General features: G+C 56.2%; 1 pseudogene. It reads left to right on the forward strand.

Going from position 1 to position 226, the window contains the following annotated elements:
• A pseudogene (locus tag HMPREF2572_RS15275) lies at window positions 1–226 on the forward strand (IS30 family transposase); the annotation flags it as partial.

Here is a 226-nt window from a genome sequence, read left to right on the forward strand (position 1 = left end):
ACGGCAGCACATGGACCAGAGGCAAAGTGCCCAACCGCGTCGGCATAGAAAACCGACCCGCCATCGTTGACCAGAAAACCCGCATCGGCGATTGGGAGGCCGACACCATCGTCGGCAAAGGACAGAAAAGTGCATTACTGACCTTGGTCGAACGCGTTACCCGCTACACCATCATCTGCAAATTGGACAGCCTCAAAGCCGAAGACACTGCCCTAGTGGCCATTAG

Origin of the sequence: Neisseria sp. HMSC064E01 (assembly GCF_001808875.1) — a bacterium.
GTDB classification, from domain to species: Bacteria; Pseudomonadota; Gammaproteobacteria; order Burkholderiales; family Neisseriaceae; genus Neisseria; species Neisseria sicca_A.